Origin of the sequence: Streptomyces sp. NRRL S-350 (assembly GCF_000719705.1) — a bacterium.
In the GTDB taxonomy this organism is placed as follows: Bacteria; Actinomycetota; Actinomycetes; order Streptomycetales; family Streptomycetaceae; genus Kitasatospora.
In genome coordinates this window covers 121,202-134,790 of record NZ_JOHO01000027.1, presented here as the reverse complement: position 1 = coordinate 134,790, position 13,589 = coordinate 121,202, and the positions used below count along the sequence as shown (strand labels likewise).

Annotated in this window: 13 protein-coding genes; 8 read left to right on the top strand and 5 right to left on the bottom strand. The window is 69.6% G+C overall.

Annotation, left to right across the window (positions count from 1 at the left end):
* The 3 genes from IF30_RS0123885 to IF30_RS49560 form a co-directional block, all read left to right on the top strand.
* The coding region (locus IF30_RS0123885) for an IS5/IS1182 family transposase (RefSeq protein ID WP_030241985.1) at positions 1–175 on the top strand (175 nt) is incomplete at its 5' end.
* A 761-nt stretch (positions 176–936) separates the two neighbouring features.
* Complete coding sequence (locus tag IF30_RS43875) at positions 937–2,496, top strand: RICIN domain-containing protein (protein WP_051710958.1); 1,560 nt, start codon at positions 937–939, stop codon at positions 2,494–2,496.
* Between the two features lie 737 nt (positions 2,497–3,233).
* A complete protein-coding gene (locus IF30_RS49560) occupies positions 3,234–3,971 on the top strand; it encodes a hypothetical protein (protein ID WP_037900969.1) in 738 nt (245 codons plus the stop codon).
* Positions 3,972–4,806: 835 nt separating this feature from the next.
* Here IF30_RS49560 and IF30_RS0123855 read toward each other — a convergent pair.
* Entirely contained in the window at positions 4,807–5,328 is a 522-nt protein-coding gene (locus tag IF30_RS0123855; RefSeq protein WP_030241974.1) for a hypothetical protein, read from the bottom strand.
* A gap of 395 nt (positions 5,329–5,723) precedes the next feature.
* Here IF30_RS0123855 and IF30_RS0123850 point away from each other — a divergent pair, with 395 nt between their 5' ends.
* Together IF30_RS0123850 and IF30_RS48750 are read left to right on the top strand one after the other, a co-directional pair.
* Entirely contained in the window at positions 5,724–6,170 is a 447-nt protein-coding gene (locus IF30_RS0123850; protein ID WP_158835426.1) for a hypothetical protein, read from the top strand.
* 224 nt (positions 6,171–6,394) lie between these two features.
* Positions 6,395–6,745 carry a hypothetical protein gene (locus tag IF30_RS48750; RefSeq protein ID WP_234322819.1) on the top strand — a complete coding sequence of 117 codons (351 nt, stop codon included), beginning with the start codon at positions 6,395–6,397 and terminating at the stop codon, positions 6,743–6,745.
* 151 nt (positions 6,746–6,896) lie between these two features.
* Here the strand turns inward: IF30_RS48750 and IF30_RS43865 are convergent, their stop codons facing one another.
* Positions 6,897–7,574 carry a hypothetical protein gene (locus tag IF30_RS43865; RefSeq protein WP_158835423.1) on the bottom strand — a complete coding sequence of 226 codons (678 nt, stop codon included), beginning with the start codon at positions 7,572–7,574 and terminating at the stop codon, positions 6,897–6,899.
* A gap of 462 nt (positions 7,575–8,036) precedes the next feature.
* On the opposite strand from IF30_RS43865, the gene IF30_RS0123835 reads away from it, so the two are divergent.
* The 3 genes from IF30_RS0123835 (at position 8,037) to IF30_RS0123825 (ending at position 10,605) form a co-directional block, all read left to right on the top strand.
* Positions 8,037–8,573, top strand: coding sequence for a hypothetical protein (locus IF30_RS0123835; RefSeq protein WP_158835420.1), 537 nt, complete (start codon positions 8,037–8,039; stop codon positions 8,571–8,573).
* A 242-nt stretch (positions 8,574–8,815) separates the two neighbouring features.
* Positions 8,816–9,397: a signal peptidase II gene (lspA, locus tag IF30_RS0123830; protein ID WP_051710954.1), complete on the top strand. Its 582-nt coding sequence runs from the start codon at positions 8,816–8,818 to the stop codon at positions 9,395–9,397.
* Positions 9,398–9,675: 278 nt separating this feature from the next.
* Positions 9,676–10,605: an alpha/beta fold hydrolase gene (locus tag IF30_RS0123825; RefSeq protein WP_051710953.1), complete on the top strand. Its 930-nt coding sequence runs from the start codon at positions 9,676–9,678 to the stop codon at positions 10,603–10,605.
* A 64-nt stretch (positions 10,606–10,669) separates the two neighbouring features.
* Here the strand turns inward: IF30_RS0123825 and IF30_RS0123820 are convergent, their stop codons facing one another.
* The 3 genes from IF30_RS0123820 to IF30_RS0123810 all read right to left on the bottom strand — a co-directional run bounded on the left by IF30_RS0123820 (position 10,670) and on the right by IF30_RS0123810 (position 13,574).
* Positions 10,670–11,503 (bottom strand): nuclear transport factor 2 family protein, encoded by an 834-nt coding sequence (locus IF30_RS0123820; protein WP_030241958.1) that lies wholly within the window; start codon positions 11,501–11,503, stop codon positions 10,670–10,672.
* A 144-nt stretch (positions 11,504–11,647) separates the two neighbouring features.
* Positions 11,648–12,616 (bottom strand): phosphotransferase family protein, encoded by a 969-nt coding sequence (locus tag IF30_RS0123815; protein ID WP_030241955.1) that lies wholly within the window; start codon positions 12,614–12,616, stop codon positions 11,648–11,650.
* 304 nt (positions 12,617–12,920) lie between these two features.
* Entirely contained in the window at positions 12,921–13,574 is a 654-nt protein-coding gene (locus tag IF30_RS0123810; RefSeq protein WP_030241953.1) for a DUF1707 SHOCT-like domain-containing protein, read from the bottom strand.
* Positions 13,575–13,589: the final 15 nt, after the last annotated feature.

Genomic DNA, 13,589 nt, shown 5'->3' with positions numbered 1-13,589 from the left:
CTCACGCGGCGGCCGACCACCCGCCTTCGACCGACAGACCTACCGGCTCCGCAACGTCGTCGAACGCTGCTTCAACCGGCTCAAGCAATGGCGCGGCCTGGCCACCCGCTACGACAAGACCCGCGAGTCCTACCAGGCCGCCGTCACCATCGCCTCGATTCTGCTCTGGATCTGATCTTTGAAGACGATCCCTAGGGCCCGCCGAGCAGGGTTGAGGTCCAGGAGAGCTGGTCAGCGCCGGTCGGTGGCCCGCATATCGGCAAGGGCGGTCCAGGTAGGTCTTGGCGAGTAGCCCTTCGTCGACCAGGGCGGCCTCCACGGTGCGCACCCCGGCGTAGGTGACCGGAGTGCCGGCCATCCTGGGGTTCATCCGGGCGGCGGCGATCAGCTGGGACAGTGAGATCTGCGAACGGGCGGGCGGCGGCACTTGGCGCGGGGGGCCGTGGCCGAGACGGACCGCGATCCGGTCCCGCATCCCGTCCATCGAGAACGTCGGGTCGACCTTGCCCGCCTGCCACTCCTTGTGGCCGATGACGCGATCGTGAGGGAACGGCGCATGGCATGCACCGGCTCTGGCTCCGCACCAGCGCCCGGCCCACAACCAGTCAGCGTGTGCGCGAGCAGGGGTAGTCGGAGCGCGGCTTCGCGGGACGGCGTGCCGCCCTGACATCAGCTGCGGGTCGGTGCTCCTCGGGCTGCCGCGAACGATCCGGCGCATATGCACGATGCACATTCACCACCGCCTGCGCTTCCGCGCGCTCTGTCACGCGCTCTGCCCGGTAGGTGGGCTCACTGCCGATCATGAGATCCGCCCCAGACGGGTTGATGACAAACAACCCTGGCGCGCACACCGGCGTGGGGAGCGTCGTCGAAGCGCCGCCATCGCCCGCACGCGGGCGTAGCGCTTCCAGGGGGGCACTACCGGGAGGACTCGTTTTGATCATTCCACTGCGACTGCCGTTCCGGGCCGTCGCCCTGGCCGCGGCCCTCTTCGCCGCCGTGGCTGCCGTCCCGCTCACGGCGACCGCCGCGCAGGCGGCGACCCCGATCTGCATCAGCGGGGCGATCCAGTACGACTACCAGTCCGCCGAGGACGGCACGGCCAAGCCCACCCGCACCAAGCCGCTCCGCAACGCCGTCGTCGAGTTGTGGGGCGCCGAGAAGAGCACCGACACGGCGCACGCGCTCAACGTCGTGGGGGCCACCAGCGTCAACGACGGCAGCTACAACCTCTGCTACACCCCCACCACGACCACGTCGCTGAGCACCGTGTGGGTGAAGGTCTGGGCGGCGTCCACCGGCACCGTGTGGCGGGTCCTCGACGGCGGCTACCAGTACTACACCATGGACTTGCCGGCCCTCTCCAACGTCACCGGCAACCGGAACACCGGCACTGCCAAGCCCCCGGCCGCCACGGCCCCGGTCTGGCACATCTTCGACACCGTCAATCTCCTGTACTGGAACCGCGCCAACCCCACCAGCTGGTGCTGGACCGCCAACGAGAACAACGGCGCCTGCACCCCGCTCACCGTCCGCTGGTACCCCGCCACCCCCGCCGGCACCGGGTCGTACGACCCCACGGACAACATCATCTACCTCACCGGCGTCAACGCCGACTCCGAGCACCTCATCCTGCACGAGGCCAGCCACTTCCTCATGCACCGCCTCTTCAACGGCACGTGGCCGAGCAGCATCACCTGTTCGTCGCACAGCATCCGGTACGCGGCCACCGACGGGTGCGCGTGGTCGGAGGGCTTCGCCACCGCCTCCGCCGCCTACGCGCTCGGCGACTCCCGCTTCGTCTACAGCGACGGCAGCAGCCAGAACCTCGTCTACGGCGACGACTGGGGCGTCGGCGACGTGGTGGAAGGCAACGTCGCCGGCTCGCTCCTCGACCTGTGGCGCGGGGTCGACCCCGACTGGAGCGGGACCATCGCCGCGCTCGCCGCGCAGAAGCCGCTGACCCTCTCCGCCTACTTCAACACCGCCCGCCCGGCGGCGAACCCGCCGCTGTCCACCGGCAGCACGGCGCTCGCCAAGCTGATCCCGCACGCCATCGACTACGGGCCCACCATGGTCGGCGACGGCAAGTCCCACGTCCTCACCAACGGCGGCTACCTGGTGCTGAACCGCATCGGCGGCTGCAACGGCGCCACCAGCGCGAACGTCGAAATCACCACCGCCGTCGCGCTCTCGTGGGGACAGCAGTGGAAGATCGATGCGAGCTCCGACGGCACCGTGCGGATCTCCGACGCCTGCTACCAGCCGCTCGCCCTCACGGTCCCAACCGCCGCGGGCGGCACGGTCACCGTCAAGGCCTTCGACCCCGCCAACCCGTACCAGAAGTGGAAGCTCACCAAGAGCAACGGCACCGTGACGCTCATCAACACGCAGACCGGACTGGCCCTCGACAGGACCAGCACCTCCCCGGGCGACTTCGCGACCACCAAGTCCCCCAGCGGCTCGAACTCCCAGACCTGGGCCCCCATCAGGTGACCTCAGCCGTCCCCGCCGTACCCGCCGTCCTCACCCGGGACCGGCGGGGACGGCACCACACGACAGCGCGCAACTCGAAGGTCAGCGCGCAACTCGACGGTCAGCGCCCCTCACGCAGCGCCCGGCCGGAGAAGTCGCTCGGCTTGGTGCCCGGGTGCCGGACCTTCGCCGCGAAGACGACGCGGCCGGCCACGTCGAAGCGGAGCGCCCGGGCGTGCTGCTTCGACGGGGCCGGATGATGTGCGGCCTGGTCCCGTTCAGGGCGTACAGCGTCGCAGGCTGGTCGCACGACACGACGCCCTGCAAGTCGCGGGTGTCTCCTCCACCCGCGTCTCGAGGTGCGCCGGCATCGTGCCGGGCGCCTCGCGGCGGGCGACGGCCGCGACCCGCACGGTGCGCGCCCGCAAGCGCCTCTCCGCCCCCCGCCGCCGCGCAGCCGCAGGAACCGGGCGATGCGCCGCGATCCGGCCCGGGGCGATGGTCACCTGGACGCTCACGCCTCCTCCGTAGGGCATGCGCAGCCGGCCAGGGCGACGGTGACGCGCTGCTCTAGGCCGACGCAGCCGCTGAAATGCGACGATCTTCAGACTGCATGTCCGTCACGGTGACGGCTGCCGTTCTCTGTAGCTCGTTTGAGCGGTGCCGCCAGAGCCCGGCGGTGATGGGGTCACGGGCTGCGGGCTGGTCTGCTGAGCATCCCGTGGACGGTCTGCCCGGTTGGGGTGGATGATCCGGACATGCCGACTGAAGAAGAGCTCGATTCCATGGAGGTGCGCATCGCGGCCGCATCCATGGGTGCGTGGATTCCCGTGCTGGAGACCCGCGGTGCGACCGGCGGGGCGAGCTGCCTCCGGATCGCCCCAGACACTGCCGGGCAGGACGATGAGATCCATCTCGGTCGGTTCACCGACGGAGAACAGGTCCAGGGCAGTCCGGACTTGCAACTGGATGCCGACCTCGACTTCATCGCTTCCGCGCGACAGGACATGCCCCGCCTGATCGCTGAGGTGAGGCGCTTGCGCGCCACGCTGCAAGGGGACACTGACCGGCGGCATGCCGCTTTCGCGGCGCTCCGCGAGCTCGGGCGAAGCCACGACTACCGTGACCGGGCGGATGCCGGTCACGGGCTGGCACGTTTCGCCGACATGCCGGAGGCGCTCGGGCCACTGCTGGACCTCGTGCTCGACTCGGATGACACCTTGGTCACCCGGGTGACCGCGGAAGCCGTGCTTCGGCGAAAGGACAGGATCGGGCTGACGATAGTCGCCTCCGCGATGGCAGTCGCCAGCCCGAACCACAGCGATTGGATCCACACGGCGATCGTCGACGTGTTCGGCATCTTCTCCGAGGACCGGGACAACGCGCTGCGGTTGTGCGAGGAGATGTTGCAGGACGCTGACGACCGCCTTGCCCGTGGGGCCCGTCAGCTGCACGAAATCCTGGCCGAGATCGACCCCGTTCTTCGCCCCGCGTAGCTCCGCGGCCCGAGACAGGCTTTAGGAAGGTTCGGTTGAACATCTACTGATTTGGTGGCGGAATTCAAAATCTGTGAGGATTTGGGAACGCGCTACCGCATTGTCGGCTTGAATCGTTGCGAACGCTGATTCTTGGTGATATTTCCGTCGATCGGAGATGGCGGTAGATCAACCATTCCTTTGGCCGTCTCCTTTGGTCGTCGTCGCCCTGCCCCGGGAGGCGCTGTCGCGCATCGTCTGAGACGATAAAGAAGAGGGGTGTCGACTAACGACACCACGCCAGCCGACTATGACGACGCGAGTGCGTCCCAGCCGTGCCTGAAAAATCCAGGCTGACGGACTGTGACTTTGCAAACTCCACGTAGCCAAGCCCATGCCCTACCGGCTGCCGTCGACGGAACCGTTCCAGACGAGGGGCAATTCAGATATCGGCACTGCCAACGGTCGTGCGCACGGATTCAAGGAAGTCATACAACTCGACGTGTCGATCGCGTGCGCGTATGTCTGCCTATGGCGGTGGCAGGGGTCGCCCAGGCCGGGTCCGCATCCGTAGTCGGCCACCGCCCAGGCGAACAACGGACCGCCGGCCATCGCGGAAAGAGTCCGGATCGAGCATTCGAATATTATCCGAAGTGAGGAACTGAAAATGACTGCAGTAGTCGGAATATCCTCAGACTCAAACGCAGGAGTTTTTGGGGAGAGTGTTCAGGGTGAGGGAGTCCGGGGCGTGGGGCATTCGCCCGATCACGGCGCCGTGGTGGGTACCAACGATGGTGCCGCGCAAGGCGTTTTTGGCGAGAGCGCGCATGGTGAGGGAGTCCGGGGTGTCGGGCATTCACCCGATCACGGCGCCGTGGTGGGTACCAACGATGGTGCCGCGCAAGGCGTTTTCGGCGAGAGTGCGCATGGTGAGGGAGTGCGGGGTGTCGGGCATTCGCCCGATCACGGCGCCGTGGTCGGCAGCAACGACAGTGCCGGCCCGAACGCAGCCGGTGTATTCGGCATAAGCACCGGCAGCGGCCCGGGAGCCGTTGGGCAGAGCGAACACGAGGCGGGCGTACGGGGAACCAGCACCCACGGCACAGGGGTCGTCGGGATCGGCGGGGCATTCGCAGCGCAATTCGTCGGCAAGGTCCAGGTAGCGGGTGATGTGGAGGTCCAGGGCGACCTGAATCTCCCGGGTGCCGACTATGCGGAGGCGCTGACGACAAGCGATCCGAGCATCGAACCAGGGTGCGTCGTCGTCCTGGGCGAGGAGGGGGAAGTCCATCCGTGCCTGCGAGAATACGACACTGCGGTGGCAGGCATCGTGTCCGGAGCGGGTGGTGTGAAGCCCGCACTCGTGCTCGACCGCCATACGGATAGCGTCAATGTCGCCTTGATGGGCAAAGTGTGGTGCCTCGCCGATGCGGATCCCGCACCCATTCGGCCGGGCGACCTCCTCACCACATCATCGACGGCTGGCCACAGCCGCCGTGCCAGCGAGCCCGGACGCGCATTCTGCGCTGTCATCGGAAAGGCTCTGACGTCCCTGGAACACGGCCAAGGGCTCATTCGCGTCCTGGTAAGCCCCCGCTGAAATTTCGCAATCAGCCTGGATCCACCGGTCCGACCGGGCACAGAATGGTTCGTGTCCTGGTAAGCACGAGCCGAAGAGAGGAGTAGAAAGTCATGCCGAGTCTGCGAAAGGCCATCTCCGGTGCTCGACAGCGAGGAGTGTTCCCTGCATTTTCGCCAGGAAGTACTCGGGATTTGGCCCGCAAGATTTCCCTGCCAAAACCGTTTTCCGGACGCAATCTCATCAATGCGCTGGATAGGTTGAGCCCCCCGGCACAAGCTGGCGTGTTGCTCAACTACGACGTCAAAACCAAGACCATCACCGGCCGTGGATTCGAACACACCGTCCACGTCCGGCTCTCGATGTTCGGGAGTACGGTTATCAACGAATTTGGCGGGGCGGTCGATGATCACAGGGAAGCTTTCGTAACCTTCACCAGCAATGCAAGTGGCGATTTCAGCGGGGTGTTCGACCCCACCGACCGGCTCCAGGTGCTGCCACTCGACGATTTTGGGGGATTCCTGGCCGGCGTCGCTCCGGGCGAGACAATGCACTTCAGTGCAAATGACGAGCGCCAGGACCCGTCCGATCCGAGTCATGGCCCATTGTGGTCGAACACACTGGCCATTCCGGTCGTGTGACTACAGGTCAGGGCCGGCGGGCAGGTGGGGAAGAACGCTGTGCCCGGGCCTGCTGTGCTTGCTCCAAGGGCTGCTGTCCGCTGCTGTCCGCGTGCTCGCTGAAGTGCTCGGCCAGGTGCGGATGAACGTGCTCAGCGTGATGGTGAGACAGACGTGTGCCTGCTGCCGGAGCGTGCGACGATCCTCGGATGAGGAACCCTGATCCTTCATTTCGAAGGTGTTTGTTGGTCCAGTCGCTGACCGTGGTGGCGGCCGATCCATCGGCTCAGCTGGCATGGGTGGACGAGCATGGTGTCCCGACGGATGAGGTCGCCCTGGATTTCGACCACGCCTTCCGCATGGTCGAGAGCCTGGTGAATGACGGGGAGGTCGGCCGTGAGGTGCTTCCCGAGCTGCGAGCGATCGATGCGATCTTCGCTGGGATGAGTGGCCGGGAGAACTCGGATCGGTGGAGCAGAGAAGCTCTGGCGGTCGATCCAGGATGGGGCGAAGCCCGGGAGCTGGCCCGTCGGGTACTCATCGATGTGCTGGGGGAGTGGCGCTTGCCGATGCCGGAGATCTTCGTCGTTCGGTAGCGGGCCCAGGTTCCTGCGGGTCAAGCTGCTTCGGGGCCGCCGACGCGCTGTGCCGGGGGTTGCTCGACGCGCTCGGCTCCGACCCGGCCTGGCGGTGCCGTCCGTGCCGCCGGTGTTGCGCTGGCGGGGCCGGGGCTGTGCCGGCCCTGGGTCAGTACATGCGCTCGGCTGTCGCCGCTCGGGCTCGGAGGGCGGCAGCCTGCTCGTGATCGCCACGGGTCTCGAGGATGTCGGCCCGGTACTCCATGGCATGGGCGTCGCCCAGGTCGCCGGCGATGGTGAAGGCGCGCAGGGCCTCCGAGGTGCAGCCGCGCTCGCTGAAGGCGACTCCGACCGTGGTGATCGGGAAGGCCAGGTCCTGGGCGTAGATCCGTGGCACCCAGCGCTCGATCGTTGACCGGTCGTCCCGCTCGAAGGCCAGTCTGACCAGGCCGAGCATGGCGTCGACATCGCCCCGGGTGGCAGCCTGCTCCCACAGGAGCTGGGTCTGGTGCCGGTTGCCGGCCATCCAGTGCAGTGTGCCGAGGTTGAAGCCGGCGGTGACGTTCCCGGCCTCCCAGGACCTGGTGAGCCAGTGCAGTGCCCCGGCCTGGTCGCCCTCGGAAAGCAAGGCCGTGCCGTAGTTGGCCATCGCCACCGGCAGGCCCCGCTCCGCGGCCGCCCGGACCGCCGCCAAGGACTCGGGGGTGACCCGTCCGTCGGCATCGTGTTCGATCTCGGGTTCGAGAGCCGGGTCGTCGGCGGTTCTCTCGTCCGGCGAGCCCGTGGACGGCCCCACGAGCGGACCGTCGTCCTTGCCCGCGCGTAGGTGGAGGCGGCGAAATCTCATGCGGGCGATCTTGGCAGATACGTCTGCCGGCACTCGCACCGGTCCGGTTCCGATTGTCGTTGGCGGGCTCCGACCGCTTGTCCCTGGGCGCCTTCGGCGGGGGCCGGGGGGGTGGAAGCCCGGACACCGGGGCGTCAAGGGGAGGAGTAGGAGAGTCGGCGCGCAGAGCAGGAGCGGAGACGTGATCCCGGCAGCCTGGTGCTGCGCGCCGACGGCGTGACGGGTTGTCCGCTGCTCGGTGGCCTGGTCGGACTGGGGCCGCCGGGTGTTCCGGCACCCGCCGACTTGAACGCGTTCAATATGGTGCCATGATGGGGGCGTTCGACCGGTTGTCGGCCCGCAGAGGGCGGGCGGTCCGGTACTGCGTTGGGCGCTGGGTGGGAAGGGGGGCCCCACGTGGATGCGATGGCAACGGCCGGGCGACGGCCGCGCGGTATGCGTGTCGCGGCTTGGGTGATGGTGATGGGGTCCACGGTTGCGGCAGCGCCGGGCTGTGGGGCTCTGGGCGGCAACCGGCCGGACGAGGTGCTGATCAACGGGAGCGACCTGGTCGGCACCTGGACGGACTCCGACGGCGGCATCGCGCTGCGGTTCGAAACCGATCACCGCGCGGCTGTCACCGGCCGCCGGCTGAGCAGTTCCTGCGGTCCGGAGGGGACCTGGCGTTTCTACGTCCGCGACTCCGACTCCTCCGCCCATACCGCCGAGCGGGCCACCGAGGGCTACGAGGCCGCGGTCCACATCTACCGCCCCGTCACCGGCCCACCGGGACCGTCCCGCTCCTGCCGCAGCTTCTCCCCGAGTGTCTTCCGCATCGACGGCAGGTACGCCCTGTGCCTCATCGACGATCCGGACAGCTTCTGCGCGGACAGCGAACTGCTTCGCAAGGTGCCGGAGTCCGGCGAGCTGCCGGCCGTCGGTGACGGCACCGCGACGCCACCGGGCGTTCCGCATGACCGCCGCGATCCACTCGACGGCACAAGCGGAACGAGCCTGTGACCTGACAAGGGGAAAGAGCCTGTGACCTGACAACCAGTCGAGTCGTTGATACGGCCACGCGGAGGGTGGGAACTGCGGCCGAGCGCGGGCGGGTTGCTGATCGGACGGCGCGATGACGTTCGACCCGGCAGGGTCCGACCACCGGGGTGTGAAAGCCGGATCCAACCGCTGCCCGACGTGTCGCCTCGCAGGCCTTGTACTGTGGTGCTGTCCAGGGCGGTTCGGCATCCACGGAGCGGATCATGACTACCGACGGTTCCTCGCAGACCGAGCCCGGGACCGCCACGCGTGCCGTTGACAAGCGCACACGCACGCTGGCTCTGACCGCTCTGCTGACGGCGGCCGTTCTCGCCTATGCCCTGGATCTCGGCAGCAAGCTCATGGCTGTCTCGCGGTTGGAAGGCCAGGAGCCCGTTACCGTGGCGGGCCGCGTACTGACGCTGCAACTGTTCCGCAACTCCGGAGCGGCTTTCAGCAGTGGCCAGGCCTTCACTGCTGTGTTCACGGCGATCGCGGTCGCGGTCGTCGTGGTCATCACGCGTGTCGCGCGGAGGCTTCAGAGCCTTCCCTGGGCTGTCGCCCTGGGCCTGATGCTCGGGGGCGCGCTCGGCAATCTGACGGACCGGATCTTTCGGGCACCCGCTGTCTTTCGCGGGCACGTCGTCGACTTCATCTCCGTCGAGCACTTCGCGGTGTTCAACCTCGCCGATTCGGCCATTGTCTGCGGCGGTGCCCTGATGGTCCTCATGTCGATCCGGGGCACTTCGCTGGACGGCTCGGTCCCGCAGGATCGGCAGGGCCGGAGCACTCTCTCCCCGCGTTGAGACGCTCCAGGAGCGAGAGTTCGACTGCGCCTCCGCGCAGGGCGCGGCATTGCCAGGAGCCGCCCCGGCGCAGCGCCGCTGCGCACGCCTCGGCTGCGTATCCCCGCCCCACGCTGTCGGCAGCAGCGTGAGCTGAACTCGACATCGCCGCCCCGCGGGGGGATGCGGCCGGGCCGTGCCGGGCCGTGCGGGGCCGCGCCGGGCCGGTGGGACGCTCGCCGCATGGGTCGGGAGTTCCGGGGCAGAGGCTGAAGGTCCTAGGCAGGGGAGGCGGTTCCATGTTCGACGGCTTCGAGCTGGCCCGGTGCGAGGGTGACGGAGCCCGGCTGCGGGTCCGCCACGGCGGCAGCGGTCCCGCCGTACTCCTGCTGCACGGCCACCCGCGCACCCACGCGACCTGGCACCGCGTCGCGCCCCTGCTGGTGTCGGCCGGCCACACGGTGGTCTGCCCCGACCTGCGCGGCTACGGCCGGTCCGAGAAGCCCCCCACGGACATGCGGCACGAGCCCTACTCCAAGCGCGCCATGGCGAACGACTGCCTTGCGGTGATGCGCGGGCTGGGGCACGAACGGTTCTCCGTGGTCGGGCATGACCGGGGCGCGTACGTGGCCACCCGGCTCGCGCTGGACCATCCGGAGGCCGTGTCCGCGGTCAGCGTGCTGGACGCCGTCCCCATCGGCGAGGCGCTGCGGCGTTGCGACGCGGGGTTCGCCGCGCTCTGGTGGCACTGGTTCTTCCTCGGGCAGACCGACAAGCCCGCCGAACGCGTCATCAACGCCGACCCCGACGCCTGGTACCGGGCCTGCCCGGAGCAGATGGGAGCCGAAGCGTACGAGGACTACCGGCACGCGATCCACGACCCGGCCACCGTGCACGCGATGTGCGAGGACTACCGGGCCGGCCTCGGTGTCGACCGGGAGCACGACGACGCCGACCTGCGGGCGGGCCGGCGCATCGACCGCCCGCTCCAGGTGCTGTGGGCGACCCGCGACGACATGGCCGCCCTCTACGGCGACGTGCTGGGCGTCTGGCGCGACTGGGCGGGCGACCGGTTGGAGGGCGGCCCGATCGACTCCGGCCACCACATCGCCGAGGACGCGCCCGAGGCACTGGTCAGCGCCCTCCGCGCGTTCTGGCGGACTGTCCCGCCGTCCCGAGCCGGTAGCGCCGTCCCGCTGTCCCGCTGTCCCGCTGTCCCGAGCCGGTAGCGCCGTCGGAAACGCCGGGCCCGGCCCGCACCTCGACCAGCTTCTGCTGCCAGTCCTGGCCCGGTCACCAGGCCCGCGGTACGCGCATCGCCATACCGAGCGTGACGGCCTGGGCGGCCTTGAGCCGCGCGTCGGACAGGCGCTCGAGGCCCTGGCGCAGTTCGTTCGGGCGGGGGGAGATCAGACCGGTGACGCAGTGCGTGACCAGCCCGGCCCGCAGGAGCCACACCTGGTAGTAGGCGGTGTCGAAGCGGGTGTCCTGGAGCGCGACTTCGGCGACGCCTTCCGCGCACATGGCCTGGGGTGCGTCGGTGAAGGCGGTCACGGCCTTGAGCCGCGTCGTGTTGCCGTCGTGCCAGTTCTGCCAGGTGGCCTGCACGATGGCGTCCGCGCCCCGGATGACCCCGCCGACGACGGTCTGGGCGGCGTCGGGGGCGTACACGGCGCGCAGCGCTGTCGCGTCCCGGGCGTCGATGGCGTCCCAGATCCGTCGGTGGAGGTTCTGCCCCGGGGTGGGGACGCTGTGCTGCGGGGGAGCCGGCGCCGCTGGTCGGGGCCTGATGGACCCGGTGACGTGGACCCGTGCCCGCCCGTCGTCCAGGGCAAAGACGTCGTAGGCCAGCATCGGGGCGAAGGCGGTCGAGCGGACGGACTCCACGCGGATCACGTCACCCAGGTCGGTGAACTCCTCCACGGCCGTCGTCGTCATCGCGCCGACCGTACGGAACAGCTGCGCGTAGCCGGCCAGGATCTGTTCGGCGCCGGCCTGGACCGAGCCCGTCGTCGACGACAGCATCACCGCATCGGGGTGGTAGAGCCCCTTGAGGGCCGCGAGGTCCTGCGCCGCCACCGCCGCGCACCACCGGTGGTGAAAAGCCTGACTCGGCGTCACATGCATGGCCCACCCCCGCAATTCGGCGCCCCGCTCCGGCCCCACGCTACCGTCAGGCGACCGGGAGGTCGAGGGGTCGGATCCCCAGGTGCTACCGGTCCAGACCAAGCGGGAGCCGGTGGCCGCGCCCCGGGCCGCCTGCGCCTCGGCTCAGGCCGGCGCGTCCATCAGGGAGGTGACATACGCGTCCAGCCGTTCCGCCACGGCTCGTGGCGTCAGCTCGGTCCGGCCTGCCTCCTGCCACGGCTGCGCCACCCACTGCACTTCCTCCGAGAACGCCAGTGGCACCCGCACCTGCCAGTACAGCCGCTCGTCCGCGGCCGCGGCCAGCGTTCCGCCGGCCTCCTGGTACGCCTCGGTGAAGCGCAGGCCCCACGTCGGGCCGTGCAGCAGCGCGAGATTGGTGGAGCAGTGCGCCACGTCGAGGTCCGCCGGGCCCCAGGAGGCCGCCGCCCAGTCGACGACGCCGGTGATCCGGGCACCGGGGGTGCCGGGCGCGTCCCCGGGCACGTCGAACAGCACGTTTCCGGGCTGGAAGTCCCGGTGCAGGAAGCGCCCTTCGTAGCGCGGCGCGGGCCTGCGGATCACGTCGATCGCGGCGGCCCAGAGCGCGGCGTCGGCGCCCCGGGGGGTCACGACCGTGTCGGCGGTCGTCAGCGCCACGTACTCCCGGGGCCGCACGGCCGGGCGCACCGCGTGGATGGCCACGAGCTGACGGGCCAGCAGGGGCAGGCGCGGCCCAAGCCCCTCGTCGTCCAGGACCGGCCGGCCCGGCAGGTGGGTCATCAGGAGCGAGGGGTACTCGCAGTGCGCGGCGCCCGGGTCGACGGCCACCAGGGCGGGAGCGGGCACGCCGGTGCCGGTGAGCGTGGTCAGGGCGTCGGCCTCCCGGTGCAGGAGCTCCTCGGCCGGCCCCTGCCGGGTCGGGCCGACGAAGGAACGCAGCACCAGGTACCGGGTGCCTGCCTCCCGCGTGCCGATGGTCAGCCTGCGCATCTCGGCGGTGGCGCCGCCGTGCAGCGCCTCGGCTCCGACGATCCACTCGCCGGCTTCCAGGTGCCGGCGCACCCAGGCCAGCGTCAGCGGTCGGACGGTGTCCGACTCGTCATGCTTGGTCACCGTGCCACCTCATCATCCGGACGGTGGCACGCGCGACCCCTTTATGGGCCTGTCCGCAAGGCAGCCCGTCGGCGGTGGGGGGTGCTGTCGTGCCTGCTGTCGTGGGGGGTGCTGTCGAGTGCTGTGACGTGGGCGGATATCCCTCATCCCCTGGCACGGAGGTGTCACGGTCGAGCAGGACCTGCGCCGAACTCACGACCTGTGGGCCGTCCGTTGTCTCGAACCGGCGATGCAGGCCCGCCAGTTCACCCGGGCCCCACCGCTACCCCCTCGGACCGCCCCCGACCCGCAGGCCGCGGGCGGGTCAGTCCCCGCCGGGCAGGGGGGCGTGCCCCCTGCGGATCCACTGGCCGGCCGGCCGCCGTGGCGGGCGCACGACCACGCGGCCGAAGCTCTTCTTGCCGACCAGCTCCACCCGCAGCGTGGTCGGTGTGCCGGAGTCATCGGTCGGGTGGTTCCTGACCTTGGCGAACTCCAGTGCCAAGGCGTCGGCGTCGACCACGATGCCCGGCTTGGTGATCAGCGTCAGGGTCTTGCCGCGCATGTCCAGGTCGATCTGCAGGGTGTCCTGCGTGATCACCGCCTGGGTGAAGTCGAGCGTCACGTCGCACCACTCCACGGAGAGCTCCAGCCGACGCGGCACCACCCAGCGGCCCGACTTCTTGACCGTGCTCCACTTCTGGTCGATCCGCAGGAGGTCCTTGACCTCCGCCACTGCCCCGCCGCCGAAGAGCGACACGGGCGGCAGGTCGACGGTGAGGTCGGCCAGTTCGCCGACCGTCCGCGCCGACAGGGCAGCCTCCAGACGCTCGTCCAGTTCGTCCGCGGTCAGCCGGCCGTCGCCCGCCGCGACCCGCAGCAGCTCGGCCACCCGGTCCCGGTCCACGTGGGAGGCCCGCATCCCGGGCTGCGAACTGCGGTCGGGGTGGTTCCCGGTGGGCGAGATCTCTGCCGGCATACGTCCTGTCCTGAG